The sequence below is a fragment of the Bacillus sp. DE0042 genome (assembly GCF_007680225.1).
Classification (GTDB): Bacteria; Bacillota; Bacilli; order Bacillales; family Bacillaceae_G; genus Bacillus_A; species Bacillus_A wiedmannii.
Genome location: NZ_VEJP01000001.1, coordinates 1,734,279 through 1,758,802, shown reverse-complemented (window position 1 = coordinate 1,758,802; position 24,524 = coordinate 1,734,279). Strand labels below are relative to the sequence as shown.

Annotated in this window: 29 protein-coding genes and 3 pseudogenes; 20 read left to right on the top strand and 12 right to left on the bottom strand. The window is 34.0% G+C overall.

Annotated elements, in window-relative coordinates:
* The first annotated feature begins 60 nt into the window (after nt 1–60).
* From FS802_RS08880 to FS802_RS08870, 3 genes are all read left to right on the top strand, one after another.
* Nucleotides 61–450, top strand: coding sequence for a YflT domain-containing protein (locus FS802_RS08880; protein WP_000448807.1), 390 nt, complete (start codon nt 61–63; stop codon nt 448–450).
* Nucleotides 451–500: 50 nt separating this feature from the next.
* The gene (locus FS802_RS08875; protein ID WP_000004264.1) at nt 501–701 is read left to right on the top strand and encodes a CsbD family protein; all 201 of its coding nucleotides are present in this window, start codon (nt 501–503) and stop codon (nt 699–701) included.
* 75 nt (nt 702–776) lie between these two features.
* Nucleotides 777–1,028: a GlsB/YeaQ/YmgE family stress response membrane protein gene (locus tag FS802_RS08870; RefSeq protein WP_000522902.1), complete on the top strand. Its 252-nt coding sequence runs from the start codon at nt 777–779 to the stop codon at nt 1,026–1,028.
* A 181-nt stretch (nt 1,029–1,209) separates the two neighbouring features.
* Here the strand turns inward: FS802_RS08870 and FS802_RS08865 are convergent, their stop codons facing one another.
* The gene (locus FS802_RS08865; RefSeq protein ID WP_076535866.1) at nt 1,210–1,410 is read right to left on the bottom strand and encodes a methyltransferase; all 201 of its coding nucleotides are present in this window, start codon (nt 1,408–1,410) and stop codon (nt 1,210–1,212) included.
* Nucleotides 1,411–1,607: 197 nt separating this feature from the next.
* On the opposite strand from FS802_RS08865, the gene rsbV reads away from it, so the two are divergent.
* The 5 genes from rsbV (at nt 1,608) to FS802_RS08840 (ending at nt 5,000) form a co-directional block, all read left to right on the top strand.
* A complete protein-coding gene (gene rsbV, locus FS802_RS08860; protein ID WP_002011067.1) occupies nt 1,608–1,946 on the top strand; it encodes an anti sigma b factor antagonist RsbV in 339 nt (112 codons plus the stop codon).
* 6 nt (nt 1,947–1,952) lie between these two features.
* On the top strand, nt 1,953–2,435 hold the full coding sequence (rsbW, locus tag FS802_RS08855; protein WP_000970215.1) for an anti-sigma B factor RsbW: 483 nt from the start codon (nt 1,953–1,955) through the stop codon (nt 2,433–2,435).
* The gene (gene sigB / locus FS802_RS08850; protein WP_002096821.1) at nt 2,398–3,174 is read left to right on the top strand and encodes an RNA polymerase sigma factor SigB; all 777 of its coding nucleotides are present in this window, start codon (nt 2,398–2,400) and stop codon (nt 3,172–3,174) included. The genes rsbW and sigB overlap by 38 nt, the downstream gene beginning before the upstream one ends.
* A 69-nt stretch (nt 3,175–3,243) precedes the next feature.
* Nucleotides 3,244–3,684, top strand: a complete 441-nt coding sequence (locus FS802_RS08845) for a ferritin-like domain-containing protein (RefSeq protein WP_070168507.1) — start codon at nt 3,244–3,246, stop codon at nt 3,682–3,684.
* Nucleotides 3,685–3,857: 173 nt separating this feature from the next.
* Nucleotides 3,858–5,000 (top strand): fused response regulator/phosphatase, encoded by a 1,143-nt coding sequence (locus FS802_RS08840; RefSeq protein ID WP_098653157.1) that lies wholly within the window; start codon nt 3,858–3,860, stop codon nt 4,998–5,000.
* A gap of 39 nt (nt 5,001–5,039) precedes the next feature.
* On the opposite strand, the gene FS802_RS08835 is transcribed toward FS802_RS08840, so the two are convergent.
* The 3 genes from FS802_RS08835 to FS802_RS08825 form a co-directional block, all read right to left on the bottom strand.
* Nucleotides 5,040–5,897 carry a CheR family methyltransferase gene (locus tag FS802_RS08835; RefSeq protein WP_098653158.1) on the bottom strand — a complete coding sequence of 286 codons (858 nt, stop codon included), beginning with the start codon at nt 5,895–5,897 and terminating at the stop codon, nt 5,040–5,042.
* 16 nt (nt 5,898–5,913) lie between these two features.
* Nucleotides 5,914–8,604 (bottom strand): response regulator, encoded by a 2,691-nt coding sequence (locus tag FS802_RS08830; protein ID WP_098653159.1) that lies wholly within the window; start codon nt 8,602–8,604, stop codon nt 5,914–5,916.
* Nucleotides 8,605–8,809: 205 nt separating this feature from the next.
* On the bottom strand, nt 8,810–9,061 hold the full coding sequence (locus FS802_RS08825; protein WP_098653160.1) for a hypothetical protein: 252 nt from the start codon (nt 9,059–9,061) through the stop codon (nt 8,810–8,812).
* A gap of 221 nt (nt 9,062–9,282) precedes the next feature.
* Here FS802_RS08825 and FS802_RS31010 point away from each other — a divergent pair, with 221 nt between their 5' ends.
* The 3 genes from FS802_RS31010 to FS802_RS08815 all read left to right on the top strand — a co-directional run bounded on the left by FS802_RS31010 (nt 9,283) and on the right by FS802_RS08815 (nt 10,356).
* Nucleotides 9,283–9,423 (top strand): hypothetical protein, encoded by a 141-nt coding sequence (locus FS802_RS31010; protein WP_001004564.1) that lies wholly within the window; start codon nt 9,283–9,285, stop codon nt 9,421–9,423.
* 36 nt (nt 9,424–9,459) lie between these two features.
* Nucleotides 9,460–9,990 carry a general stress protein gene (locus FS802_RS08820; protein WP_001100080.1) on the top strand — a complete coding sequence of 177 codons (531 nt, stop codon included), beginning with the start codon at nt 9,460–9,462 and terminating at the stop codon, nt 9,988–9,990.
* Nucleotides 9,991–10,155: 165 nt separating this feature from the next.
* The gene (locus tag FS802_RS08815; RefSeq protein ID WP_002186515.1) at nt 10,156–10,356 is read left to right on the top strand and encodes a DUF4028 family protein; all 201 of its coding nucleotides are present in this window, start codon (nt 10,156–10,158) and stop codon (nt 10,354–10,356) included.
* A gap of 26 nt (nt 10,357–10,382) precedes the next feature.
* On the opposite strand, the pseudogene FS802_RS08810 reads toward FS802_RS08815, so the two are convergent.
* Nucleotides 10,383–10,622, bottom strand: a pseudogene (locus FS802_RS08810) (helix-turn-helix domain-containing protein); the annotation flags it as partial.
* Nucleotides 10,623–10,625: 3 nt separating this feature from the next.
* Nucleotides 10,626–11,000, bottom strand: a pseudogene (gene tnpA / locus FS802_RS08805) (IS200/IS605 family transposase); the annotation flags it as partial.
* 223 nt (nt 11,001–11,223) lie between these two features.
* Between tnpA and FS802_RS08800 the strand changes: the two are divergent.
* The gene (locus FS802_RS08800) at nt 11,224–11,535 is read left to right on the top strand and encodes a YbjQ family protein (protein ID WP_000637510.1); all 312 of its coding nucleotides are present in this window, start codon (nt 11,224–11,226) and stop codon (nt 11,533–11,535) included.
* Between the two features lie 791 nt (nt 11,536–12,326).
* Here the strand turns inward: FS802_RS08800 and FS802_RS08795 are convergent.
* The 4 genes and pseudogenes from FS802_RS08795 to FS802_RS31855 all read right to left on the bottom strand — a co-directional run bounded on the left by FS802_RS08795 (nt 12,327) and on the right by FS802_RS31855 (nt 15,147).
* On the bottom strand, nt 12,327–12,632 hold the full coding sequence (locus FS802_RS08795) for a hypothetical protein (protein WP_098653161.1): 306 nt from the start codon (nt 12,630–12,632) through the stop codon (nt 12,327–12,329).
* Between the two features lie 56 nt (nt 12,633–12,688).
* Nucleotides 12,689–13,879: an MFS transporter gene (locus tag FS802_RS08790; RefSeq protein ID WP_098653162.1), complete on the bottom strand. Its 1,191-nt coding sequence runs from the start codon at nt 13,877–13,879 to the stop codon at nt 12,689–12,691.
* Nucleotides 13,880–13,949: 70 nt separating this feature from the next.
* Nucleotides 13,950–14,630, bottom strand: coding sequence for a FadR/GntR family transcriptional regulator (locus FS802_RS08785; protein WP_088121492.1), 681 nt, complete (start codon nt 14,628–14,630; stop codon nt 13,950–13,952).
* A gap of 334 nt (nt 14,631–14,964) precedes the next feature.
* Nucleotides 14,965–15,147, bottom strand: a pseudogene (locus tag FS802_RS31855) (hypothetical protein).
* Nucleotides 15,148–15,283: 136 nt separating this feature from the next.
* Between FS802_RS31855 and FS802_RS08780 the strand changes: the two are divergent.
* The 4 genes from FS802_RS08780 to FS802_RS08765 all read left to right on the top strand — a co-directional run bounded on the left by FS802_RS08780 (nt 15,284) and on the right by FS802_RS08765 (nt 18,232).
* Complete coding sequence (locus tag FS802_RS08780; protein WP_098116119.1) at nt 15,284–16,501, top strand: sensor histidine kinase; 1,218 nt, start codon at nt 15,284–15,286, stop codon at nt 16,499–16,501.
* Nucleotides 16,491–17,135 carry a response regulator gene (locus FS802_RS08775; RefSeq protein ID WP_000876837.1) on the top strand — a complete coding sequence of 215 codons (645 nt, stop codon included), beginning with the start codon at nt 16,491–16,493 and terminating at the stop codon, nt 17,133–17,135. The genes FS802_RS08780 and FS802_RS08775 overlap by 11 nt, the downstream gene beginning before the upstream one ends.
* Before the next feature lie 159 nt (nt 17,136–17,294).
* The gene (locus FS802_RS08770; protein ID WP_078182894.1) at nt 17,295–17,729 is read left to right on the top strand and encodes a hypothetical protein; all 435 of its coding nucleotides are present in this window, start codon (nt 17,295–17,297) and stop codon (nt 17,727–17,729) included.
* 104 nt (nt 17,730–17,833) lie between these two features.
* Nucleotides 17,834–18,232: a hypothetical protein gene (locus FS802_RS08765; RefSeq protein WP_000479663.1), complete on the top strand. Its 399-nt coding sequence runs from the start codon at nt 17,834–17,836 to the stop codon at nt 18,230–18,232.
* A 52-nt stretch (nt 18,233–18,284) separates the two neighbouring features.
* Here FS802_RS08765 and FS802_RS08760 read toward each other — a convergent pair whose 3' ends face one another.
* Nucleotides 18,285–18,425 (bottom strand): YflJ family protein, encoded by a 141-nt coding sequence (locus tag FS802_RS08760; protein WP_000273536.1) that lies wholly within the window; start codon nt 18,423–18,425, stop codon nt 18,285–18,287.
* Nucleotides 18,426–18,579: 154 nt separating this feature from the next.
* On the opposite strand from FS802_RS08760, the gene FS802_RS08755 reads away from it, so the two are divergent.
* Nucleotides 18,580–18,942, top strand: coding sequence for a hypothetical protein (locus tag FS802_RS08755; RefSeq protein WP_000582796.1), 363 nt, complete (start codon nt 18,580–18,582; stop codon nt 18,940–18,942).
* A 25-nt stretch (nt 18,943–18,967) separates the two neighbouring features.
* Here FS802_RS08755 and FS802_RS08750 read toward each other — a convergent pair whose 3' ends face one another.
* The gene (locus FS802_RS08750) at nt 18,968–19,153 is read right to left on the bottom strand and encodes a YhzD family protein (protein WP_000539550.1); all 186 of its coding nucleotides are present in this window, start codon (nt 19,151–19,153) and stop codon (nt 18,968–18,970) included.
* Nucleotides 19,154–19,361: 208 nt separating this feature from the next.
* Between FS802_RS08750 and FS802_RS08745 the strand changes: the two genes are divergently transcribed.
* From FS802_RS08745 to yhaM, 3 genes are read left to right on the top strand one after another with little or no spacing between them, the layout of a single operon-like run.
* A complete protein-coding gene (locus FS802_RS08745) occupies nt 19,362–20,603 on the top strand; it encodes a metallophosphoesterase family protein (RefSeq protein ID WP_098653163.1) in 1,242 nt (413 codons plus the stop codon).
* Entirely contained in the window at nt 20,600–23,524 is a 2,925-nt protein-coding gene (locus FS802_RS08740) for an ATP-binding protein (protein ID WP_098653164.1), read from the top strand. Before FS802_RS08745 ends, FS802_RS08740 begins: the two co-directional genes overlap by 4 nt.
* 41 nt (nt 23,525–23,565) lie before the next feature.
* Nucleotides 23,566–24,510 (top strand): 3'-5' exoribonuclease YhaM, encoded by a 945-nt coding sequence (yhaM, locus tag FS802_RS08735; protein ID WP_000726648.1) that lies wholly within the window; start codon nt 23,566–23,568, stop codon nt 24,508–24,510.
* Nucleotides 24,511–24,524 lie beyond the last annotated feature (14 nt).

Genomic DNA, 24,524 nt, shown 5'->3' with positions numbered 1-24,524 from the left:
GAAAATGGGTGTACTACATATAATATAACAAATAATTCATTTTAGAGGAGGAAGTTAAAGATGGAAACGAAGTATAGTAAACCTTTTGTATATGAATTTATTACGGAGAAAGAGGTCATGAATGCGGCGAATGATCTAGTGAAGAAAGGGATAGACCAAAAAGATATTTACGTATTAACACATGAGAAAGAAAGGACAGATAGAATCGCAGACAATGCAGACGTGAATACAATTGGAATAAAAGAGGAGGGACTTGGGACAAGCATTATTAACGTCTTTCAAAAAACGGGAGATCAGTTAAGAAATAAGATGCAAGAGTTAGGACTTAATGAGGAAGAAGCTAACTTTTATGAAGAAAAACTGGATGAAGGAAAAATCTTGTTATTCGTTAAGGATTTAGAAAGAATCGGTGAATGGTTACAAGAAAGAAGATGCACGTATTCTATTTAAATTTGTATCCTTTAAATCTATAAATCTATTACGAAAAGGAGATTGGAAATATGAGTGAGAGCGGGCTAAAAGAACAAATTACTGGTAAAGTTGAAAAGAAAAAGGGGCAAGTAAAAGAAGGAATTGGTGAAGTTACAGAAGATAGAGAGTTGAAAAATGAAGGGAAGTGGGAGAAGACGAAGGGAACTGTAAAAGAAAAAGTCGGAAAAGTGAAACAAAAGATAAGTGATGGATTGGATAACAAAGAATAATACATGTTTATCAAGCTTTGGTTAAACGCCAAAGCTTGATAAATCCATTATAAAAATAATATAGGAGGTCTAATTATGGGACTTATTATTACGTGTATTGTAGGTGGACTTATTGGTGCGTTAGCTGGAATGATTACGGGAAAAGACTTTCCTTTAGGTATAGTTGGTAATGTTATTGCCGGATTAATCGGATCTTGGGTAGGTAGTGCGTTATTTGGTCATTGGGGTCCTGAATGGGGAGGCATCTTTATTCTTCCAGCTTTATTAGGTGCAATCGTCTTTATTTTAATCGTTACATTCTTTTCTAGAATGCTACGGAAAGCGTAAGTATGATAATGAATAGTAATCTTAAGTTTATTATATATAGCTATAAAGTTAATAAACTGATAAAAATACATAAAAAAGCATCCAATTAAACTAATTTGGATGCTTTTTTAATGTATTTTACATAGGAATGAGTGGAGGATGAAGAACCCCCACTCATTAAAATTATACTTTCTAATATGTATTAAACCATTGTTACTTTTTCACAATTATTTATTCTTACGACCTGCCTTGGTTCTATATGAGATAAGTCGTCGCTATTGCCTATATCAACTACAATTGTATTCGTTAGTATGTTAATAATGGAACCAATTAATTTTGTAGCATGATCGTGTCGATAAGAAAATTGAACAAAATCTCCCTTTTTAAAGTTGTGCTCTTCCATAGATAGATCCCCCTAAAAATAATGTTTATACATTATACATACACAAATTTATAAGGTTTAAACATTTGGTAGTATTTTTTTTAGTGTTAAGCTGAGAAAGGTGTAGAAAATTTATTTATACTTAAAATGAAAAAATATGTTTAAAACTAATTTTTATGGGTAATTAAATAGTAGTAGTTTGAGATAAGGGGGCGGAAATGATGAATTTGGCAATAAATATTTTGCAAAATGATTTAGGTTATACAGTACAACTTAATGGTGAGATTGATGCGTATACGGCATCAGATTTAAAAAATAAGGTAATGCCTATTGCAAGTGAGAAAGAAGTTTATATAGTAGTAGATTTTAATAAGGTAGATTATATGGATAGTACAGGTTTAGGCGTTTTTATAGCGCTATTAAAAGCAATTAAGAAAAATGATGGAAAACTAGAGTTTATTGGTGTATCTAAAAGACTAAAAAGATTATTTGATATTACAGGACTAACAGAAATATTAAATTTGAATTCAGATTTTGAAAAAGTAGAAAGAAGGTGACTAGGGATGATGGAGAAATTTGAAAAGATAGAAATGAAAATTCCTGCAAAAGCAGAATATGTGGCTATTATTCGTTTAACAATGGCTGGTGTTGCAAATCGAATGGGCTTTGCTTATGACGATATAGAAGATATGAAAATTGCTATTAGTGAAGCATGTACAAACATTGTACAACATGCATATAAAGAAGACGTTGGAGAAATTACAATTGTCTTTGGTCTATATGAAGATCGATTAGAAATTATGGTTGCGGATAATGGAGTTAGCTTTGATTTTAGCACCTTAAAAAGTAAAGTTGGTCCGTATGATATTAATAAACCAGTAGAACATTTGCCGGAAAATGGTTTAGGTTTATATTTAATAAATACGTTAATGGATGATATACAAATTATGCATGATGAGGGCATGACAGTTTTAATGACAAAATATATACAAAGAGAGCAGGTGGAGAATGATGGAAATCCAATCTCAACCTACAAATCTTACTAAAGAAGACGTTATTAAACTAATTGCAGAATTCCAACAAAACCAATGTGATGAAGCGCAGGAAAGATTGGTTAATCATTATAAAAATCTCGTATATTCCATTGCATATCGCTATTCAAAAGGTGGGCCGATGCATGAGGATATTATACAAGTAGGAATGTTAGGGCTCTTAGGCGCAATAAGAAGGTATGATTATTCGATAGGGAATGCTTTTGAGCCATTTGCAATACCTACGATAGTAGGTGAAATAAAGAAGTATTTACGTGATAAAACTTGGGGTATTCATGTTCCAAGGCGAATTAAAGATTTAGGCGGGAAAATTAAACTTGCGATAGAGGAGCTAACAGATCAACTGCAACGTTCACCGAAGATTATAGAGATTGCGGATCATTTAGGACTATCCGAAGAGGAAGTGCTAGAAATTATGGATGCGAAAAATAATTATCGAGTATCTTCCTTAGATGATGTAGTTGAAAATTCATCTGATGGAAGTTCGGTAGCGAGAATTGAATCTGTAGGTGAAGTAGAGCAAGGATATGAAGAGACAGAAAGACGTCTCGTTTTAAAGGATATTTTTAACGTATTAAATGATACGGAAAAGAGTGTTATTCATTATATATTTGGTGAAAATTTAAATCAAAAGGATACAGGGGAACGGTTAGGTATTTCACAAATGCACGTTTCTCGTATTAAAAGACAAGCGATAAGTAAATTGAAGCAAGCAGCGTTTTTAGATACATAAAAATTTAAAAGAATTATGTTTAAAACATGAGAAAATGGGTAGTTATTAAGTATAGGAGGAGATATAAAAATGTCACACGATGTGAAAGAACTAATCGAAGGATTGAATGAAGATTTAGCAGGAGAATACTCGGCAATTATTATGTATAACCATAATGCAGCTACAGTTTCTGGTATATATAGACAAGTGTTAAAACCTTTCTTTGAATCTGAAATTAGTGATGAACAAGGACATGCCCTATATTTAGCGGAGAAAATTAAGACGCTAGGTGGTACACCTACTACGATCCCTTTACCAGTGAAACAAGTAGAAGATGTTAGAGAAATGTTAGAATACGCTAAACAATCAGAATATGAAACAATTAAGCGTTATGAAACGAGAAAAGAACAGGCAGCGAAATTAAATATGACAGAGTTAGTTGTAAAGCTAGAAGATATGATCGCAGATGAAACAAATCATATGGAAGAATTAGATCGTCTTTTAAGTGACAAAGCAATGGTGTTAAATTAATAGTGGAAATTTATAGAGTGAAAGAACAAACTCTCATTTCTAGGGGGTTTGTTCTTTTGCTGTATAAATATGTTTGAGTAGGAAATTTTCATTTTGTAACTGAGTATGCAATACTAGAAAAATAGAAAATGATAATAGATTTACATTTTAAATAAGAAAAGGGGAAATAACTTGTGTCCATTTTAATTGTCGATGATAATCCGGTTAACATCTTTGTAATTGAAAAAATTTTAAAACAAGCCGGATATCAGGATCTTGTATCGCTTAATTCTGCACAAGAGCTTTTCGAATACATCCATTTTGGAAAAGATTCTTCCAGGCATAATGAAATTGATTTAATACTATTAGATATTATGATGCCTGAAATTGACGGACTTGAAGTTTGTAGGCGATTACAAAATGAGGAGAAGTGTAAAGATATTCCTATTATTTTTGTAACAGCTTTAGAAGATGCGAATAAATTAGCTGAAGCGCTTGATATAGGCGCAATGGATTATATTACGAAACCTATAAATAAAGTTGAATTGTTAGCGCGTATGCGTGTAGCATTACGCTTGAAATCGGAATTAAATTGGCATAAAGAACAAGAAGAAAACCTTCGTAATGAATTAGATTTAGCTACACAAGTACAAAGAAACTTATTAAGTAGCCCATTAAGAGAAGATCATATAAAAATTGAAGCAAGTTACTTACCTTCATTCAAACTAGCTGGAGATATGTATTATTGGTATAAAATCGATGAAAACCGCTACGGTATTATATTATTAGATGTGATGGGACATGGTGTATCTGCTTCATTAGTTTGTATGTTTATCTCGTCTGCATTACGTGAATCGATTAAATGTTTAATCGATCCAGAACTTGTCATTAAAGACTTAAATAAATATATGACCCTTTTACATAATGAAAATGACAATATCCCATATTATTTTACAGCGATATACTTAGTAGTGGATACAGAAAAGAGAACAATTGAATATGTAAATGCAGGACATCCTTCTGGATACGTTTTAGTTGATGAAGCGAATGTAGTGGAACTAAATCGCGGGAGTTGTGCGGTAGGATTTTTTGATGAAATAAAAGTTGAAAAGACAGTTATACCTTTTGAGAAGAACGCTCAAATCGTATTGTTTACAGATGGTGTTCTTGAAGCAATTGCAAATGATGAATTTGAGTCTGAAGAGAAATTGCGTACTTTTACAGAAAGAAAATGGGGAGATTTAGAAGAAGAGATAGAAGGGTTTTATAAGGAAGAACAGAAGAAAACACAATCAGATGATATGTGTCTAATTATGATACAAACGAATGCGAAATAAAAAGCGTATGAAATCCAAACAGAGGATTTCATACGCTTTTTATTGTATTTTTTGATAGATTTGTTCGTTAGGATTAAACTGGATATAATGCGGCATTATATGTGAAAAACGAAGAGTTTCTTTATTTCCTAAACATAGGAATCCATTGTGGCCTAAACTTTCATAAAATAGTTGCTGTACTTGGTTTTGAAGTTTACCTGTAAAGTAAATTAAAACGTTACGGCAAAGTATAATATGAAATTCGTTAAAAGATTGATCAGTTACTAAATTATGTTGCGCAAAAATAATGTTTTGTAACAGGGATGGATTAAAATAAGCAAAACGACTATCTGTTGAATAATAGTTAGAAAATGCTTGTGTACCGCCAGCTTGTAAATAGTTTTTCGTATAAGTTTGCATTTTATTTAACGGAAGGATGCCTTGTTTTGCTTTTTCTAACACATTTGTATTCATATCTGTTGCGTAAATAACAGCTTTTTCACTTAATCCTTCTTCGTGAAGTAAGATGGACATTGATAATACTTCTTCACCGGTTGCGCATCCAGCGTGCCAAATTCTAATTTCAGGATACTTTTTTAATTCCGGAATAACATGCTCTCTTAGTGCCTTAAAAAAAGCAGGGTTACGGAACATTTCAGTTACGTTAATGGAGAAATCATTTAATAACTGTTCTAAAAACCCTTCCTCATGAATTACTTTTTCAATTAATTTTGAAATGGTAGGGATATTAGAGAGCTGCATTCTATTACAAATTCTTCTATAAATAGATGTGCGAGCATATTGGCGAAAATCAAAGCCAGATAGTTTAAATACCGCTTCCAATAGTAATTCAATTTCTAAGTTCGTGTGCTTATCCATATCTACGGATGGATCAAAATTATAATACTTATTTTCCACTTAAACTAAACCTCACTTATTTTATTAACCATACACTCATTACTGAATAGAGTTGATGTAAATTTAATGGTTTACTTATATAATCTGAAGCGCCAGCAGATAAACATTTTTCTTTATCATTTGGCATTGCTTTAGCAGTTAATGCAATAATAGGTACTTCATGTAACCGTAAGTTCATTCGGATATGTTCCATCGTTTCATAACCGTCCATATTCGGCATCATAATATCCATTAAAATAAGGTCAATATTTGTATTGTTTTTAAGTATTTCTAAACACTCTATGCCGTTTTGTGCAGTAATAATGTTGGCATGTTGTTTTTCTAATGCATTTTGTAATGCAAATATATTTCGATGATCATCATCGACAATTAAAATAGTTTTCTCTTGGAAGACGTTATTTGTTTCTGGCGTCACGATAGTTTCCTCAATAACTTCAGCAGGAATAACATCTTCTATCGTTGCTGCAACTTCTAAATTGGATACTTGTATATCAGTTAACCCATTTGGAAGGTTAGGGATATATACGGTGAAAGTACTGCCTTCTCCTATGTTACTCTCTAACGTAATCCAACCACCTAATAATCTAGCAAACTCTTTACAAATAGATAACCCTAAGCCTGTACCACCATATTTTCGAATCGTTGCGCCATCTGCCTGTTGAAAGGCTTCGAAAATGAGTTGATGCTGTTCTTTTGCAATACCAATACCAGTATCTTTTACTGAAATTGTCATCCAATCTTTACTTATAGACTGCATATCATGACTTAAATTAGTTGTTTCTATCGAATCGAAATGTAAAGTGACGGATCCTTTTTCCGTGAATTTAAATGCATTGGATAATAAGTTTTTAATAATTTGTTCAATCCGCTTTGCATCTGTATAAAACAGATCAGGAATCGTATCACTGTCTTCAATCATAAATTCAACATTTTTTTGTGCAGCTATATGTAAAAAGTTTTGATGCATATTTGCTGCCATGTCACTTATGTTCGTTGCTTCAAAAATCACATCTAGTTTTCCGGCTTCTACTTTAGATAAATCTAGTATGTCATTAATTAAAGTAAGTAAATCTTTCCCTGATGAATGAATAACGGTTGCTAATTCAATTTCATCATCGGATAAATGATTATCATGATTTTCTTTTAACATTTCAGATAATAGTAAAATACTATTTAACGGTGTGCGTAATTCGTGTGACATATTTGCTAGAAATTCTGATTTGTATTTTGAGCTACGTAATAACTCACTTGCTTTTTCTTCTAATTCTGATTTAGTAATTTGTAAGTCAGCTGTCTTTTGCTCGGCCTCTTCCGTTCTAGACTCTAGTTGTTCATTCGTTGTTCTTAATTCTTCGGCTTGCATTTGTAGTTCTTCAGCTTGCGTTTGCAATTCTTCTGATTGAACTTGCAGCTCTTCTGTCATTGCTTGTGATTCATGTAAAAGAGTTTGAATTCGCATACGTCCCATAATACTATGGATCGTTAAACCTAGGTTATCAACAGTTTGTTGAATTAAATCTTGATGTAAGTCTGAAATCTCAGTTACACTTACTAACTCCATTACTGCAATCACTTCATCTTCAAATAAGATAGGGATGACTAGTAGGTTTTGAGGGCGTATTTCTAATAAGCCGCTAGTGACATAACGAAATTCTTCTGGTATTTCTCGAAGAATAAAGCTTTTCTTTTCTAAAGCACATTGCCCAATTAAACCTTCACCCATTTTAATGGATTGTTTTCCAACATCAGAACCTTGATCGGCGAAAGAAGCTTTCTTCACATAGTAGACAGTTTCTTCAATTTCTTCACGTACATAAAATGCACCGCAAGAGGTTTGCGTTTTTTGTATAACTCCACTAAGAATTTTTTTACCTAACATCTCAATAGAAGGTACACCTTGATACATTAAAATTAATTCTGCAAGCTCGGTTTGTAACCACTCTCTTTTAGATATTTCGTCTAGTAGGTGGTTCGTTGTATGAGCAAGATCTTTTATTTCATCCCGCGTGTTTACATGAATTCTTTCAGTAATTTTTTCTTTAGAAGAAATGGATTTAATAGCTTGAATTACATTTTTAATCGTTTTTGTAATGGAATTCGAAATATAGAGTGAAATGATAATAGAAATACAAGAAAGTAAGAACAATAAACTGTATAACCAAATCTCTAATTTATTATTTTCAGTATCTAATTGTGCAGCTCTTTTTTTCGTTAGTTGCTCCTCTACACCACGGAAGTTAGTTATCTGCGATTGTAATGATTGAATTTGAGTCGTATCGATTGCTTGTATGTTATTACTATTGTGATTTGTAATTAATGGGTGAATCTCTTTATTAATCCAACTATTGATGTTTTCATTAATCTGTTTTAATTTTTCTTGCTGAGAGGGGTTATCCTCTAATAGAGCAAAAAGATCTTGATAATGTTTTTCGTAATCCTTTTCTACAGCGTTAAGGGATTGAACGTAATTTGCATCATTAGAAGTAATAAATCCTTTCGCTTTATTTTCAATTGTTAGCAATTCTTTCTCCACTTGATTCGTTAAATTAAGAACTTTAAAATCGTGATCAATAATAAAATTACGAGATTTTTGTAAACTAGAAATCTCATTGTTTAGCATAATGAAAGAAATAAGTAAGAACAAAATGATAACTAAATAACCAGCCATAATTTTGTAGCGAATACTAAATTTTGCTTTCGATTTCATTAAAAATTCCTACCTTCAAGGTTATTAAAAGTTTTCAATTGTAAAGAATGAAAAACGTAATATATATTATATCAGTTTTCATAAGGCCAAACTAGAAATCCCCCTATTGTATTAGGGGGTTCTTTTTTAATAGAGGAAATCATTTTGAAATATAAAAACATATATGAAAAGTAACGATCGAGGGAATAGGGGGATAATAAAACTTTTAAGAAGGAAAGAGTGTGTTTAAAGCTTTTTTTGCATCTATTCCTTCAAAGATAAATAATACAAGCTCTCTCTTTTTTACAGTAAGGAAAAAGGATATTAATGTGCTTAAGCTTTTAATAGAAGTAAGTGTTCCATGTTTACTTATAAATAAATTAGTTTGAAATGTTGTCATTAAAGCATAAAAATGATGAATCTGCGTTATTGTAGGTGTTTCATTATAAAGAATAGTAGTAGATTGGATTGCATTCATCGAAATATTCCTTTCCTATAGTAAGTATAACAATATAAACATACCCGTTTTAAAAAATGTTAAACATATAAATAAGAAAAAATATAATTATAGTATTTTAGGTTTAGAAAGGGTTACGAAGGGTATACATATACTACAAAGAGATTGACTGAAGATGAATTATAAGATTTCTAGTCTATAAAAATATACTTTTACTTTAAATAAAAAGGAGTCTGGTATACATGAATGAAATGATGATTGATATTACATTTGATTTAATTTACTTGTTAAGTAGTTCGCTTGTAATCCTTTTATTATTCGCTTTTTTCGTAAATGGTTATGTTAATAAGAAGATTAGTGTATACAGAAATGAAGAAAGATAAAGATACACTATATAAAATTTTAGGAGGTTAATAGTTATGAATGTAGATAGAAAAATAGTAGGTGTTTTTAGAACAATTGATGATGCGGCATGTGTTATTAATGAATTAAATGATAAAGGATACTCGGCGGATAATATTTCAGCTATTGCGAAGGATCAAAAGGAAATTGAACATCTGGAAGAAAAATCGGGTGAAAAAGTGAATCATGAAACTGCACATAAAGCGGATATCTTTTCAGCGACAGGGCTTGTGGCAGGAGGAGTAGCAGGCGGACTCGGTGGTTTATTAACAGGTCTTGGTATACTTGCCGTTTCTGGAATGGGTCCAATCGTAGCAGCGGGACCTATCGCAGCAGCTATTGGAGGAGCCGGTATTGGCGGAGGAGCTGGAAGTTTAATAGGAGCATTTATCGGATTAGGAATTCCCGAAGAACATGCTAAGAAATATGAAGAATACATTTACGATGGAAATATATTAATTTTAGTAGATGCAAAATTAGATGATAAGTTAGAAATCTATAAAATATTTGATAAGCATAATGCTTATAACTCCGATTTCTTTAAATAATATTTACTTCACATATCAATGATGAAAAATGTAAACATAGTGAATATCGTTTTTGATCTTACAACTTTGGCGCGGCCGAGGAGTCGTATGACTATAAGAGAGGAAGGGCTTATAGTAAAAGATCAAGTTCTATTATGATATTAAAAAGGGAAGAGGTGTCTTTTCGTGATTGTAAAAATATTAAAGGATAGTAGTAATAGTTTCCTTTGTACAGTTCAAAATCAAAATGGGGAGAAGTATGTAAAGAAATGGTTTCATAAACAGAAAAACAAGGAAGAGTTAGGGCGACCAACTTTTAAAGAAGTAGAAAAGGATTGGAAAGAAAATAGAGAATCATTTATGTATCCTAATGTTAAAGCGCTTTAGTGAACTACTCACAACTTAACGTCCTTCATTTGAGCATTCGCCAACGCAAGACTATCGACTTCCTTTAGGAATGGAAATTCAGCCTTATATTGTGCAGGCGTAGGATATTTAACAGATTTATCAAGTTTATCCTGTGATTCTTGATAAGATTTGATTCTATCTGCAAGCATCTTGTTGTATACAAATCGAACACATCCAAATGTTTTTGAGAAAAACATTTGTTGTTCTTTATTTGGATAGATACGATATTTGTATGATTTTAACATTTCCTACACCTCACTTTTTCCTTGATTTTCAATATATTTCTTTACTACATCTATCGGTGAACCACCCGTAGTAATCAAGCAAAAGCTTTTTGACCAAAACATTTCTTTCCAAAGTTTCTTTCTCACATGTGGAAAGTCTCTCTTGATTAGTCGAGAACTTGCACTTTTATAAGCATTAATGAACTTTGTCATTTCTGTATTCGGATGTGCCTTGAATAAGATATGTACATGGTCTACATCATGATTCCATTCAACTAATGTGATGTTATAGTTTTCAGATAGTCGGACAAAAATGTCTTTTGCATAGTCCGACATATCATCATCAAATACATTTCTTCTGTATTTCACGACCAATACAAGGTGACAATAAAAGGCAAAGCCTTTTGGCTACGCCAAACCGAAATTCATCTCCCACCTATCGTTGGGCTACGCCCTTCACACACTTGAGGAAGGAGAATTCGTTAAATAGAATAGGCGCTTTATTATTACAAAATTGTCACACTCCTGTAAGGTAATTCAATAGATTAGTTGCTTGTTCCATGTCATAATAAAGACATAAGAAAGCTAATCAAAAATTATAAGTTATAGGAGAGTGTCAGTCATGATTGTAACAACAACGTCTGGAATTCAAGGTAAAGAAATTATTGAGTATATTGATATTGTAAATGGTGAAGCTATTATGGGTGCAAATATTGTCCGCGACTTATTCGCTTCCGTTCGTGATGTTGTCGGTGGTCGTGCTGGTTCTTACGAAAGCAAGCTAAAAGAAGCTCGTGATATCGCAATGGATGAAATGAAAGAACTTGCAAAACAAAAAGGTGCGAACGCTATCGTTGGTATTGATGTAGATTACGAGGTTGTTCGTGATGGAATGTTAATGGTTGCTGTAAGTGGTACAGCTGTACGTATATAAGTAAATAAAAAACAGGCTCCCCCTTGAAGTTCATGCTTTGAGGGGATTTTTTTGTTTCATGATTAAAGTTAAAATGAAGAAGAGAGGATGGATTTTTATAAGTGGAAAAAATAAGATGAGGGCGAATGTACTAGCTTACTCAAATGATATAACCGTTTAAGTGATAAAGTTGAAAAGAAACTATAATTTACATATGTTTAAAGTGGCCAAAACTTTTTCGTCAAACGTTATTGTAAAAAATGCTAGGATTGCTCCTAGCATTTCGTGAGGGGATATTGCACGGGAATTTAGATAATAAGCAGACGTACCCGCTTATTTCAAATGTAGTATATATTGTTTTCAAGGAGAAAAGTAAGAAATACAACAATCTTTATATATGTTTAACGAGAGTGTTAACTTTATGATAAATAATAAAATTGTTATTTGAGGTAAGGGGAGAAATAATGGTATGAATAACTTTAGAGGGTGTATAGTTTATAGAAATAAACGATTGAGCATGTAAGGCGTTGTATTACATAAAATTTATAAAGCATTGGAGGCAGTCACATTATGTTTTGGTTAGGATGTTTTTTAGGATATATTGTAGGTTCAGTTATTACATGTGCTCTACTTTACTATGGGTATAGATCCAATGAAAATAAAAAAGTGGATATACAAAAGAGGGAGGAGAGGAAAATCAATAAAAAAGGTGTATAGGATGTGAAAGGCAAGGTGATAGCATTGATGCAAAAATAAAGGACAGTACATATTGTATATGACTACTATGTACTGTCCTGATTATTCTTTTTGGATTATGAAAAATTATCTCCTGTCTTACTATAAATTTCATAGGCGAAATAACCAAATAAATAGCCTATTCCAGACCCTAAACTAATGGAAAGAAGTGAGAAATCCGGGAAAAACATACCGGAAATTAAACCGATCATACAGCCGACAAGCATTCCCATAGGTATTAAACTATCTAATAACAGTTGAGCTTTTTGAGATTGTTTCTTACCTAATTTTCCGTTCTTATATTTATGTTCCAATCTTTTAATTACAAATACTACAATTCCACCAACTATTACAACAGGCGCGATTGCCGAAATGAACCACATGTTAGAAGCTCCTTTAGCTTTTTAATTAAATTATACCATATATTAACATTTTGAATTTAAGCGGAGACAAGATCTTCTGCATTTCTTTTCCTTTTATTCATGATTAAAGTTAATAGGAATAAAAGGAAGCTTAAAAGTGCCATTATAATAAAAACTTGCGTATAACTATTAAAATAATCACGAGCGATTCCTGATAGGACAGGAATGAATCCGCCCATAATATATCCTCCTGATTGCATCATAGCAGTCCATGCACTCGCATCTTCTGAAGTTTTTGTTTCATATAGCGGTAGCATGAGAGCGAGTGGAAATACACCGCCAAGCCCGATACCTAGTAAAATAGAAGGGACCCATGGTGTATTTAATGGGTAAATCATAAGCGATAAACCTACGAGTACAAAGCATATACTTCCTAATAACCAAAGTGCTCTGTTTTTATAAATATCCGCTAATGTTGGAATTAAAAAGCTGCATATCATTTGAATCACTGTAAAAACAGTTATAAGAGTCCCCGCTTGTTCGCTACTCACACCCATACTTTGATTTGCCGGCGCAAGCCAAGTTGTAATAGAGTAAAATATTCCTGATTGTAGTCCGAAAAAGATTGTAAACAACCATGCTTTTTTATTTCTTAAAGGCAAGCTATTATTCTTTTTATTTTGTGTACTCGTATTCTTTTTTCGTTTCATAACGGGATACCAAAATATAATAGCGATAATAGTAAGCACACCCCAAAAAGCGAGTGCCATATTCCAATCGTCTTTTAATACATGTTGTAAAGGAATCGTTAATCCTGCACTTAAAGAAGCACCAGTTCCCATACCTACTGAATATATGCCAATCATTAAGCCGATTTTCGTAGGGGATTTTTCTTTAATAAAACCTGATAGTAACGGACCTGCAAGTGCAATTCCAATACCGATAAATAAAGAGCTCGCGAATAATGTGGAAATGGAAAAGGTAAAAGCTCTCATACATGTTGCAAAGCCGATTAAAATAAGACAAGCCATAATTGATTTTTCTGCCCCGTATTTCCTAATTACCTTCCCAGTCAGTAAGGCGAAGGTCCCCATACAAAAAACAGGAATAGCTGTTAAAAAGCTAACGGAAAAATTGCTTATATTTAAGTCTTGTCGGATTGTTTCTAATACAGGTGAAACAGATGTAATTCCGATACGTAAATTAATAGAAACAAAAAATAGTGCTAGTATATACAAATAAGTTCGTTCTTGATGTTTCAATTTCATTTTCTCCTCTCTTAAACATCAGATGTTATTCAGTATATCATCTGATGTTTGTATGTAATAGATAAGGAGCTTATTTCAGCTCCAAATTTTGAACGGCGTATGTTCGTGCCTCTTCGGCATTTTGTTTAAAAATAGCTTGGAATAACTTTTCATGGATGTCAGAGTTATCTTCATAGTCCACTGTATTTAATATGAATTGGCTTAAAATGTGGCGAAGGGCAGGTACGAAAGATTGATACAAATCAAGTAGAACTTCGTTTTTGCTCGCCTTGGCAATTGCTAGATGGAACTGAATGTCTGCATCTATGTATGCTACATAATTTCCTTCTTGAAGGGCATGTTTTCTTTTATTCAAATGTCCTTTTAAGTATAAAAGATCCTCGTCGCTTCGGCGCTGTGCCGCTAACATTGCTACTTCTTTATCTAACATATTTCTTGCTTCATATACATGGTTTATATTAGCTGCTTGTAGTCGTTTTTCGAATGAATCTTGCGTTGTATTGAGTGAGACAATACGAGTACCTTGTCCTTGTCGAACTTCTAATATGCCAGCATGTACTAATATCTTTATGCTTTCTCGCAATGTTGAACGACCTACCCCTAACTCTTCCATTAATTGCGGCTCTGTAGGGAGGCGATCACCAACTTCATACTCGCCAGAAAAGATTTTTTCTTGTAGACGTTCTAGCACTTCATCGACTAATTTCCGCCGAGAAACTTTTGAAAAAGATTTCTTTTCGTTCATATTCATCTGCTCATCTCCTGTTATATTCGCTTTTATAATAACCAATTTAAGTTCGGTTGACAATGTTATTTTTTTAGGTAGTTGAAGCCGGGATACTACAATAGGGTTTATAAGACATAAAAAAATCTATTTTGAAAAAATCGATTTCTCCTGAATACATAGTAATATAAGAAAAAGACGCCCTTGTGAGCGTCTTTTTCCAACTGTATCATTATTGTTCTGCTAGGTGACATAGTTCTCGTATAAAGTTTTCTCACACAAATGATCTGTTTATCAATTTGTTTTTGATATACAGATCATTTGTATGATAATTCTTATAAATAATTGCTGAATGATAACCTTACATGAATGCTTTTAAAAGCTCTTGAACTAATGGAATTACTCCACCTACAAAGTTTAAAACTGCCATTGCGATTTCCATATGATTGCCTCCTTTAGTAGTAAGATGTAATAAATCTTTATAAATTCATTATAGTAAGCGCTTACAAAAAACATCAATGCATTTCGATATGCAATAATTCATATTTGTATTTGGTAATGAGGATGAAGAGGAATAAGTGACTTATCCCGCTATTTGTGGGAGTCGGGCTGTATGTAAAAGCCTTCACTTTATCAAAATGTAAGCTGTATCTTGTATAATATAATGGTGGAGGTCGAATATGAAAAAAATAAATTCAAATATAGATTTGGATAAAAATGTATTGGAAGCGGTATTTATTCCAAGAAGGTTTATTGTTTTATGGATTACACTCGTATATATAGCTTCAATGCTTTTAGAATTTCGTAATAGTATTCTCTCAATGGATAGTTTCTTCTTTACAATAGTCATTGTTATTCATACTGTTTTTCATTGGTATGCTAGTTCATTAAGGAATAGGCAATTGTTATACTTCTTTTTTGTACAACTTTTCATTGTGTTTTTGGCTGCATTTATTGTACCAAATGCTTCGATAGCAATTTTTGTTGGATTAACACCTATTTTAATTGCCCAAAGTCTATATGTTTATCACAATATATTTAAAGTAATAGCAGTTTTTACTCTTATGTACGCCATATTTTGTACTGCAATTAGTATAAATTATGGTGTGAATAAATTAGCTATTCTTATTTCTATGTTTCTTTTAGTGTTAGCAATTATTATTCCTTTTTCTTATATTAATAAGCAGCAATTTGATGCACGTAATCGTATACAGAGTTATATTCAAGAGTTAGAGTCTGCATATATGAGAGTGGAAGAATTGACATTAGCTAATGAAAGACAGCGAATGGCAAGAGATTTACATGATACGTTAGCGCAAGGTGTAGCGAGCTTAATTATGCAATTGGAAGCAATAGATGCCCATATGCAAAAAGGGAATACATTGCGATCTCAAGAGATTATGAAACAAACTATGATAAGAGCGAGACAAACTTTACATGATGCAAGGCTGGTTATTGATGATTTGCGTCATACTACCAATTCATTTAATAAAGCAGTAGAGGAAGAAGTTCAACGTTTTTCTGAGGCTACGTCTATACACGTGAGATTTACTATTCAAAGCCCTCCGCATATTTCAAGCTTAGTAAAGGAACATTGTTTATATGTAATTAGTGAATGTTTAACGAATATCGCAAAACATTCGCAGGCAACAGAGGTAAATTTAAAAGTTGAATATATCGATGACCTTGAAAAACTTACTATTGAAGTTGAAGATAATGGAATTGGTTTTGACACTGGAGATATCGGTAAGAATCCTGGACATTACGGCTTAATTGGCTTAAATGAGCGTGTTCGATTGATGAATGGAGAAATACATATATTGAGTGAAAAGATGAAGGGTACGAAAGTGTATATTCAAGTACCTATCAATAATGAAGGAGATAGCCATGAAGTATAACGTATTAATTGTGGATGATCATTTCGTTGTAAGAGAAGGTCTGAAATTAATAATAGAAACGAGTGATTCATTTCAAATTATAGGTGAGGCTGCAAACGGAGAAGAAGCCCTTTCTTTCATAGAAAAAAAGGAACCTGATGTTATTTTAATGGATTTAAATATGCCTAAAATGAGTGGTTTAGAAACAATTGAAGCTTTAAATAAAAAACAAAATCATACGCCGATTATTATATTAACTACTTATAACGAAGATGAATTAATGTTAAAGGGAATTGAGCTAGGAGCAAAAGGATATTTGCTAAAAGATACGGATCGTGAGAATTTGTTTCGAACATTGGAAGCGGCTATTCGAGGTGAGATATTACTACAACCCAATATTATGGAAAAGATAGTAAATTATAAAAGGAAAGAAATACATGCTAATATGGTTGAAGAAAATAACTTAACAGAAAAAGAATTGTTTGTGTTGAAAGCTATTGCGCGTGGAAATAAGAATAAAGAAATTGCATTCGATATGGGAATAGCTGAGCGAACGGTAAAAGCGTATTTAACAAATATATACAATAAATTAGGTGTTAATTCAAGGTCAGAAGCAGTAGCTGTATCTATTGAAAGGAAATTAATTCATTTTTAAAACATTATATATGCCCAATCGTACATTATAGGCTTGCCCTTTTGTACGATTTTTTTATTTCTTTCTCATGTTATGCTTTAGAAAGTATGAGAGATTTAAGAACGCTCTAATTGCATTACACAGACGTTTTTAATGTGGGAAAGGAAGAAGAATAATTAGATGGCAACTTTGTTTTTAATTTCTGTAGTAATTTTCTTTATTTGGCTGCAAAGCAAACAAACAAAATTAAACTGGATACATATTATTACTTTTCTCATGATGATAGGGATTATTACTTATACGGCGCCGCAACCAATGACTAGAGATTTACAAGCAGAGTTATTGGCAGTTATGCTTTTTTCTTTCGCTATTGGTGTTTGGCAAGGTGGGGGAATTACAGTCTGTTATGAGGATGGAATTTTATATATTACAAATGGAAAACAGTATTTCATTTCATGGATTCTTTTAATAATCGGCAACATAATTATTACTAACACATTTGAAGGTGGATTTACATTTAATGGATCGTGGATTATTTTGTGTAGCGTTGTCATTGTATCTGGGGTGAAAAACAGTATTCTATGTATTCAATACAAATTAACAGTGCGAAATTGAATGGAAAAGCAAAGCTGTTTTCTTTTATTACAACCTTGAACGTATTGTTATAAGTTCATAAAAATGAGAAGAACGTAATGGAAGAATGGGGGGAGTTAACTTAGATGTTTTTACCTATTACTATATTTGATAGGTTTAATTGGCTGGGGAATGTTGCTTTCTCTTCAGAAAAGGTTAGCAAGAATCAAGCACTTTTGAGGGCTGAAGAGCAAGATGATAATTTGCGTAACAAGAAATATATAGATTCGGTTACTAAAATTCATAAGGGAATAAATATAGATTTTGTAAAATGTGGTGCTAATTATGTATCGGGCTGTGCGGAACCTCATTCAATAATTGTCATAACAAGTGACGATACGTTTGTTGGAAGTGGACGGGTTAATAAGTATGGAGAATTTAAAATATATACGAATGATTATCTGGAAGAGTATTTGGTAATAGAGATGCAGTTGATAATGGGTGGTTTTTATCAAGAGAGTATAACGGTAAAGGTAGAATGTTAAGATAGGATCCACTATATAAAAAGGAAGCAACCGCAGTCGCTTCCTACATCTATTAAGCCGAAGCTTTCTTCATTCTCTCAAGTAAACTAGATAACACATGCGTACGATATGATTCTAGTTTTTTACCTTCGTAAGTACGAATACCTAATTTTTTAAGTTCTTTTACATACCAACCTTTACTTCCGAAATACATGTGATCGCTCCCCTTCAACTTTGTTTTTAGTTGTTCTGATTGTACTTGGAGGTACAGGTAATATAATGAAGGAAATGAATTTCGCGCGAAAATGGTTAACTTTGTTGCAAAAGACATATATACTAAGGATAGTATATAACGAGGTGGGCAAGACGTGATTATAGAGAAGCACGAAATTCAAATTGACCAAATTACGAGCGGTAAAGTGAATATCTTTACTTTCTATAGGAATAGAAAGCAAGTTGATGATCATTTTTTACGATTACAAGAACCATCGCTTACAGCAAACTACTTCTTCCATTTTCATTTTGATGCAGAGAGCTTGCATCTACTGCAGGAAGAGTTTCCGAGCGTATATCCGTACGCCGGTAGTGAAACGATTCACGACTGGACGGAAAAGATGAAAGCAGAATTGCAACATCAGATCCAAACAGGAAAATGGAATAAGCGCGTACGTATTGGTAATCGCATTCTAGATGTGGTGTTTACGTGGTGTGACGAAGATATAGTAGAGTAAAAAGAAGCGGATGACGCTTCTTTTTTTAGCGCTGGAATAAAACGAGCTTACCTGCAGAAGATGTACAGCGATGTGTTTTTTCGTGCAATCCTTTTTCTTGTAAAATAGATTCACCTTTTGCTTTCGCTTCTTTTTCAGTTGCCGCCTCGAACGATTCATCTAATGCTTTTGAACCATCTTTTTCAAAGACTGTTAGAACGTATACTCCCATGAAAATTCCCTCCAATGATAAAAATCAGAATCTTATAACTATTTTGGCATAAATCACTAGAATATGCAAAGAAATATATGACATTGCGTGTTACAATAAGGTGAAACTTTAACTAGTGGGGAGTCTATTCATGCCTACTTATTAAAGTTTTCAGCAATTTTAATATTGATAAAATGAAACTTTTGAAAGATAGAAAGGATCGTTATTTGTGAAACAAGTGAAGTTTATACATGCGGCTGATTTGCATTTGGATAGTCCGTTTAAAGGGATGGAGATGAATGTTGCGCAGTCTGTTTGGGAGAGAATGAAGCAGAGTACGTTTGAATCATTTGAGCGTATTGTTGATAAAGCGATTCAAGAGCGCGTTGATTTCGTATTACTAGCCGGGGATTTGTATGATGCGGAGACGAGAAGTTTGAGAGCGCAAGTGTTTGTGCGCGAGCAAATGAAGAGACTGTCGCAGTATGATATCCCTGTTTTTATTATTCACGGTAACCACGATCATTTAGGGGGAAGCTGGGCAGCAATTGAGTTTCCGGAAAATGTTCATGTGTTTACGGAGCCTTATGTAGAAGAGAAATCATTTTATAAAAATGGTGAGTTATTCGCTTCTATTTACGGGTTTAGTTATTTGCAGCAAGCGGTAACGGATAATATGACAGCGCAGTATACGAAAATGAGTGATGCGCCTTTTCATATTGGCATGCTTCACGGAAGTGTGGAAGGAGATGCAGAGCATAATCGCTATGCACCGTTTCAAATTCGTGAGCTGAAAGAAAAGCAGTTTGATTATTGGGCTCTTGGTCATATACATAAACGTGAAATTTTATCTGAAGAGCCGTACATTATTTATCCAGGTAATATACAAGGGCGGCATCGTAAGGAAACGGGCGAAAAGGGTGCGTACGTGATTGAACTTACGAAACAAGGAACGCAATGTTCATTTTTCCATACGGCGGATGTTGTGTGGGATGAGATAGAAGTGAATATTGATGGAATTGAAACTGTTGATGAACTTATGACTGTTATATCAAGTGCGATGAATGAGTACCGAAGAGAAGAGGAAGGAACGCTTTTAACTGTCGTATTTACAGGGCAGGGACCACTTTCTCCTTATTTACGTGATGAAAAGCGTGTGGAAGAGATTTTTCATATTTTAGCAGCGGGAGAAGAACGAAAAGATTTTGTATATACGATGAAGTGGAAAAATGAGACGGTTTCTTTTGCGGAAATCGAGCGTTTGAAAGAGGAAAATCATTTCGTCGGTAGTGTGCTAAAAGAGTTAGAAGCTTTCACCAATATGGACGGCGTATTACGCACGATTTGGACATCTCCTGTAGCGCGTAATAGTATTGAATCTTTTACAGAAGAAGAGAAGAAAGAGATTCAAAAAGAAGCAGAAAATATTATTTTAGAGCAATTATTCCAGCAAGAGAGGGATAAGAAATGAGAATTGAAAAACTCCATATTTATGGGTACGGAAAATTAGAAAATGTGGAAATGGATCTGTCAATGCTGACAGTGTTATACGGTGAAAATGAAGCGGGGAAATCGACAATTCGCTCATTTATGAAAAGTATTTTATTCGGTTTTCCGACGAGAGGGCAGCGACGTTATGAGCCGAAGGAAGGCGGCAAGTATGGCGGTGCGATGACTGTGCAAACAGAGAAGTACGGTCGTTTGAAAATTGAACGATTGCCAAAGACGGCAGCTGGCGAGGTGACCGTTTATTTTGAAAACGGGAAAACGGGCAACGAGGAAATTTTACACGATATATTAAGCGGGATGAATGAAAGTTTATTTGAATCAGTCTTTTCATTTGATATGCACGGTCTTCAAAATATTCATCAGCTAGGCGAAGCAGATATCGGAAATTATTTATTTTCGGCAAGTGCAGTCGGAAGCGATGCGTTATTACAGCTAGATAAAAAGCTAGAGAAAGAAATGGATCAGCGTTTTAAGCCGAGTGGGCGTAAACCAGAAATTAACGTGTCACTGCAAGAGATGAAGAAGCTTGAAGAGAAGATGAAAGAGTGGCAAGGGAAAATTGGCACGTATGAAAAGCAAGTGGAGCAGTTAAAAGAAAGTGAAGAGAAACTTGCTTCTGTTCGCGTGGAAAAAGAGAGTGCAGAAAAGCGAAAGCAAGATTATGAAATATTAGCAGCGCTTGAGCCTCTCGTTATTGAAAAGCGTGTGCATGAGAAAGTGTTACAAAACGAGAGCGGGCAATTTCCTGTAAACGGGATGGCGCGTTATGAAGCGATTAAGGCGAAGATGGAGCCGCTCCAATTACAAGTTGATTCGCTCCATAGAAAAATAGAGAATGTGCAATCGGAAATTGAATCGATTCAAATAGATGAAGAGTTTTTACAAAAAGAAAGTTATGTAGAAGAACTTCGTATGCAGCATATGTCTTACGAAAATGCACGCCAAGAAATGCGTGATATAACAGGAACGATTACGAATATAAAAGAAGAACTGGCAGAATTAGAGCAACAAATCGGTGCTACTTTTGAAAAAGAAACAGTTCTTTCGTTTGATATGAGTTTGGCAACGAAAGAGTTAATTACGCAAACGGTGCAAAAGGCGCGCGAACTAGAAACGCAAAAAACACAGCTTGATGAGCGTTTTAAAGTAGCGCAGGAGCAATTAGAAGAACAAGAAGAAAACATAAGACAGATTAAGCAACAAATGTTAGCGGATGAAGAGCGAAATTCGTTAGCGGAGAAAGAGAAGTCGTTCCAAGATGCGGCGTTTATCGGTATGGGCGCAGAGCGAATGAAGCGCAAGTATGAGGAAAAAGCAGGAGCGGCAGTGCAAAAGAAAAAGCAGTGGCAAAGAGTTTGTCTTCTGTTACTTCTTATTAACACAGTTGTTTTATTCACGAGTTTATTTATAGATAACCGCCTGCTTTTATTTATTAGTGTCATTATTTTTGTAGGAATTGTTCTTGCCCTCGTTTTATATAAAGATCCGTCAAGTGGATTACAAGAAGAGCTTCTTACTCTTCAGCAAAGTGCTGGTGGGAGACAAAGTGAAGAAGCAATGTCAGTTCGTTATCAATTAGAAAAAGATGAAGAGATACGTAAATTATTTGAGCGTGAGTCGTATAAGTTACAGCAAATGGAACGAGCGTATGATAAAGTCGTTTCATCGTATGAGGAATGGGAGAGAGAAACGTTCCGCATTAGCGAACAAGTAAATGTGTATAAAGTGCGCTATATGTTCCCTGAATTTTATACGTATGCACACATATTGCCGGCGTTTGAGCGTATGGAAAAAATGCAGCAATTATATCGCGAGTTAGAGAAACAAGGCGCTCGGAAATCTTCATTATATGAAATGATTTCGCAATTTGAACATAAACTAGAAACTGTTATCGGTAGTGCGGAATATAGTAAGCTGCACGAGGCGCAAAGCCGTATGCAAAATGAGAAAGAAAAACGTCAAACTTGTAAGCAGTTAAAAGAGAAGCTTGCGGAATGGCAAGAAGAATATGAGTTCATGCAAGAGCAATTGAAACAACTGTTAGTAGAACGAGATAGTTTATGGCATATCGCACATTCTACTGATGAAGAGATGTTTTTAGAAGTAGGTAAACTATCGGAAAAACGTGAAGATGCTGAGAAGCAAGTAGGGCGTTTATTACCGCAAATCGATCTGTTAGAACAGCGTTTAACGAGTTTATCATTAGCTGAACATTATGAGGCTGACGGTTATGATGAAAAATTAAAGCAAGAACTGACAGCTGCGCAAAATTGTCTTATGAAAGAGAAAGAACTGACAGAGCGTATTGCGAAACATCGTATGGAAATCGCGAATTTAGAAGAAGGTAGTACGTACGGTGATTTACTGCACGAATGGGAAATGAAAAAAGCGCAAGTGCGTGAACAAGTGAAGAAGTGGGCTGCTTATGCGGCCGCAAAGACAGTATTAACGAAAACAAAGCAATATTATCATGAAGTACATCTTCCTCGTATTTTACAAAAATCAGAAGAGTATTTCGTCTATTTAACAGGCGGACGATATAGTAAAATTTTTTCACCGTCAGAGGCGGAACCGTTCATTGTGGAACGTAATGATGGTATGCATTTTTACAGTCATGAACTAAGCCAAGCGACAGCAGAGCAGTTATATTTATCATTACGATTTGCGTTAGCGAAAACGTTTGAGCATGATTATCCATTTATTATTGATGATAGTTTCGTGCATTTTGATGCGGTAAGGACGAATCGTACAATTGAACTAATAAAGGAAATTGCGAAAGATAGACAAGTCATCTTCTTTACATGTCATGCGCATTTATTAACGTATTTTACAGAAAAACAGATTATAAAATTAACGCATAAGCGTAAAGCAAATGAGTTGTAGTATGCTATACTAAAAGTAATTGATATGGTGGAGGAATTCGAATGAAAAAGAAAATTGCAGAATATGAAGTTGGTGAACAAGTCGATGTTTTCTTGTTAATTAAAACAGCGACAAAAGGTTTAGCAAGCAATGGGAAACCATTTTTAACAGTAATCTTACAAGATCCAAGTGGAGATATTGAAGCGAAGCTATGGGACGTATCGCCAGAAGTTGAGAAACAATATGTAGCAGAAACAATCGTTAAAGTAGCTGGTGATATTTTAAACTACAAAGGACGTATTCAATTACGTGTGAAACAAATCCGTGTTGCGAATGAAAATGAAGTAACGGATATCTCAGACTTCGTAGAAAAAGCACCAGTGAAAAAAGAAGATATGGTTGAAAAAATTACGCAGTACATATTTGAAATGAGAAACCCAAACATTCAGCGTCTAACAAGACATTTGTTAAATAAGCATCAAAACGAATTTTTAGAATATCCAGCAGCGACGAAAAATCATCACGAGTTCGTATCTGGACTAGCTTATCACGTCGTATCGATGCTTGATTTAGCGAAAGCTATCTCGGCTTTATACCCATCGTTAGATAAAGACTTACTATATGCGGGCGTTATTTTACACGACCTTGGTAAAGTAATTGAGCTATCTGGCCCAATCTCTACAACTTATACGTTAGAGGGGAATTTACTTGGCCACATTTCAATTATGGTGAACGAAATTGGTAAAGCAGCAGACGAGCTGCAAATCGATGCAGAAGAAGTATTAATTCTTCAACACATCGTCCTTTCTCACCACGGAAAAGCAGAATGGGGTAGCCCAAAACCACCGTTAGTAAAAGAAGCAGAAATTCTGCACTACATCGATAACTTAGATGCAAAAATGAACATGATGGACCGTGCATTAGGACGCACAAAACCAGGCGAATACACTGAGCGTGTCTTCGCACTTGATAATCGTTCGTTCTATAAACCGACGTTCCATAATTAAAATGATAAATAAAG